The organism is Microcystis sp. M53598_WE2 (genome assembly GCF_030067735.1).
GTDB lineage: Bacteria > Cyanobacteriota > Cyanobacteriia > Cyanobacteriales > Microcystaceae > Microcystis > Microcystis aeruginosa.
The window spans coordinates 1-2,960 of sequence record NZ_JASJFE010000983.1 but is presented as its reverse complement, the minus strand read 5'-3'; the positions used below and the strand labels follow the sequence as shown (position 1 = coordinate 2,960).

Annotated in this window: 3 protein-coding genes; 2 read left to right on the top strand and 1 reads right to left on the bottom strand. The window is 41.3% G+C overall.

The genetic code is table 11. The annotated features are described in order from the left end of the window. Positions 1 to 444 precede the first annotated feature (444 nt). Positions 445 to 1,275, top strand: coding sequence for a hypothetical protein (locus tag PX636_RS20095; protein WP_002798321.1), 831 nt, complete (start codon positions 445 to 447; stop codon positions 1,273 to 1,275). Between the two features lie 129 nt (positions 1,276 to 1,404). Here PX636_RS20095 and PX636_RS20090 read toward each other — a convergent pair whose 3' ends face one another. Continuing rightward, positions 1,405 to 2,088 carry a DALR anticodon-binding domain-containing protein gene (locus PX636_RS20090; RefSeq protein WP_288118499.1) on the bottom strand — a complete coding sequence of 228 codons (684 nt, stop codon included), beginning with the start codon at positions 2,086 to 2,088 and terminating at the stop codon, positions 1,405 to 1,407. 395 nt (positions 2,089 to 2,483) lie between these two features. Here PX636_RS20090 and PX636_RS20085 point away from each other — a divergent pair, with 395 nt between their 5' ends. Then, positions 2,484 to 2,702, top strand: coding sequence for a hypothetical protein (locus PX636_RS20085; RefSeq protein WP_061432908.1), 219 nt, complete (start codon positions 2,484 to 2,486; stop codon positions 2,700 to 2,702). Positions 2,703 to 2,960: the final 258 nt, after the last annotated feature.

The window sequence follows — 2,960 nt, the reverse complement described above, 5'->3', positions numbered from 1 at the left end:
TTGTAGGGGAGGAGTGGATTTAATTGGCTCTTCGGGGGGTTCAGGGGTGCTAGGGGTTTTCTTCGGGGGACGTGGCATGATACGACAAGGAAAATAAAAACTATAGAATTATTGAAGCACATCGAGCCACTAACCCGCTCGACCGATGCTTGTATCAATTTTGCTGTGGCTAATTCTTCCCTGGCCCTAGGGCCAGACACCCGCACTACAGCTATCTACGAATTAGTCGATTCCCCTCTACCCTCCAACTTATTGAAAAAAGTTCTCATTAAGTATTGACAAAAATTCCTAATAAGCTTATAGTTATTTATAGTGTTCTCCTCTTAAGGATCGGCAGTGGAACCGCGCGGCAGTCTCTAACAATGCGGTTCCCATTTTTTTTGGGGAACGATAGAAGGCTTTTAACGTCTCTAAACTTCTAGGTTTCCTCATCCTTTGGCTTTTATGAACGATAATTCCGACCTGTACCTCGATCATCTCACCCATGCGGATACTGTCATTACTGCTGAAATTGTCGAGCATGAGAGTCAATCAACAGATGAGACAGATTGGGCAGCTCTATCCTCTCATTTACGTCAACAAAATCAAGAATTACAAGCGGAGATCTGGCGACGGGAGCAAGCTCTCGGGGAACTGCGATCGCAGTTAGCCGAGCAACATCGTCGCTGGCAAAGTTGCGATACCCTAATCCAGCAGCAAAACGAGGAACTGCAATACGAAAAGCAACAATTACAGCGAGCTTTAGGGGAAATCGAACAGTATCGTCAAGCAGAACAACGGCAACCGATGATTATTGCCAATTTGACCGCAGAATTGACCCGCACGCGTCAACAATTAGCCCGTTTAGAGCGAGAATGTGCCTTAATTCAGGAAAGTTATCAGGAAAAAAGCCAAAAACTCTGCAACTATGACCAGCAATTGCAGGAATTACGCACCCGTCTCCAACGTCAGCAACGCTACACCCTCCAGTATAAAGCGGCCTTAGCCCAGTATTTCCAGCGCGGTAGCGATCGCAATTCTCCCCCGGATTTAGCCATTGTCGCCAAGGCAGCCGCGATCGAGCCTTGGTCTCAGACAGAGAATCAAGAAAGGGATGAAGTGGCTCCCATCGATGAGTTTTTAGCGGAATTAGAGACAATTGAGCCAGTAGAATCCTTAAATAAGAAAGATAGGGATTGGCCCGCACCTATCATCTCCCCTTCCCCGAAATATTCCTCTTTTCGGGTTGATTTGCCCACTTTTATTAAATATCGCCAAGAAGAAAATAATTCCTGAATAACAGAAAGAGAGCCGGCGACTGTCCATGTTTCGTCTCGGCTCTCTATTCTGGTTCGCTCCTCACACTAATTAAAATCTATCATAAGCTGATGGTTTTGTCCACTAAATTCATAAAAGTTAATATTTTTATAGTTCCGTCATCGGCAGCAGTTGCCATTTTTGACGGAGAAGACGGTTAAGTAGTTTTTGACTGACGCTAATCAGGATTAATCTCGATCGCTGAATTGGGGCGGATTCTCCGATAATGCGACAGTTACGCTCAAAATTGAGCATCGCTTCGCAAAAATTCGCGGTTAGGGGATAGAGTTTCTGGCCTTCCCAACAATCACAAACGGTTAAAATTTGCAGGATTAAGGCTATTTCGGCGGGATGATGCCAGGATAATAGTTCAGACTCGATTAATCTAATTTTTTCCCGATTGAGCAGTTGTAACAAACTAGAATAGCGAGCGTGAGTGTATTGAAATAAAAAGAAAAATTCTCCTCTGGGATGAAGAGGAGGCTCATCCGAGAAAAATTGCTCGATTAAATCGTTTAGTTTCAGTAACCAAAAGGACAAAAATTGCTGATCTAATAATAATTCTAGCCATCCTTCTTTAAGCTGAATTTGCGGAAAAAGGACGATTAAATGGTTAAATATGGTTTGACATTGAGCGGACGTAAAATAATAAAACAGAGGTGAACGATAGAGGACACTATCAGTTTTTGAGCAACGATAGAAAGTTAATTTATGGTTGTTTTCTGGAAAAATATTAATTAATTGTTGTCTTAAGCAATGCTCGAGCGAGGGATGATTGCAGATAAAATTCATACTCAGAAGGGTAAACGTAGTCGTGCCAAATTAAGTGCCATTGGTGAGATGGATACTATGGTCAAAGCAAATTTTTAGCTTAAGATGGATATAGGCGATCGGATAGTCTTTCTCTTATCAGAAACTCCAGACTATCTCTAGGGGCTTACCTCTGTCAATCCAGGGGGTTGCACTTCACTTTTGCATGGGTGCTATGAAGAAGCCAAGGAAAGCTTAAAAAGTGCTATTCACTAATTTTTGAAGAGCCTCTAGCTGATCTTCGTCGGGGATTGACAAAAGAGGCGATCGAGGAAACAATTTCCCTGCCACGAAACGAAAAGAATTAGAAAAAAGTTAGGGAGGGCAGTGGCAGCTATAATAAATTTATGCTTTCATTTGAAAAAGGAAAAGCCACAATGTCACCAACCCTTCAATTTCATCAAATTTTAGAAATGATTGACAATCTTTCCTGTGATGAACAAGATGATTTAATCAGTATTATTCGACATAGACAAATTGAAAAAAGACGAGAAGAAATCGCCAAGAATATCCATCAAGCGCATCAAGAATACCAACAAGGGAAAGTCTTTCGGGGAAACATTGATGATATTATCGCAGAATTAAACAATGACTAAATTAATTCTAAGCTCATCCTTTAAACGAGCTTTTAAGATAATCATTCCAAATCCGTTTTTCATCGCGCAATTAACTCCCAAGTTATTGATGATTTCTCACTGCTCCGCTATAGCTTTTAAACAGGATTTAGTATCATTTTGTCCCCTCTTTTCTGTTAGGCTTATTTTTTGTCAATTATTGATCAGTAATTCCCAGATTTCTCCCCTATTATTGCCCTGGGAATTAATATTTCGTCGAGCTTTTACCCTTTGAATATT

What these genes read in the sequence shown, in the direction of transcription:
- PX636_RS20095 (WP_002798321.1), top strand. Translation starts at nt 445, where the DNA reads ATGAACGATAATTCCGACCTGTACCTCGATCATCTCACCCATGCGGAT.
- PX636_RS20090 (WP_288118499.1), bottom strand. Translation starts at nt 2,088, where the DNA reads ATGAATTTTATCTGCAATCATCCCTCGCTCGAGCATTGCTTAAGACAA.
- PX636_RS20085 (WP_061432908.1), top strand. Translation starts at nt 2,484, where the DNA reads ATGTCACCAACCCTTCAATTTCATCAAATTTTAGAAATGATTGACAAT.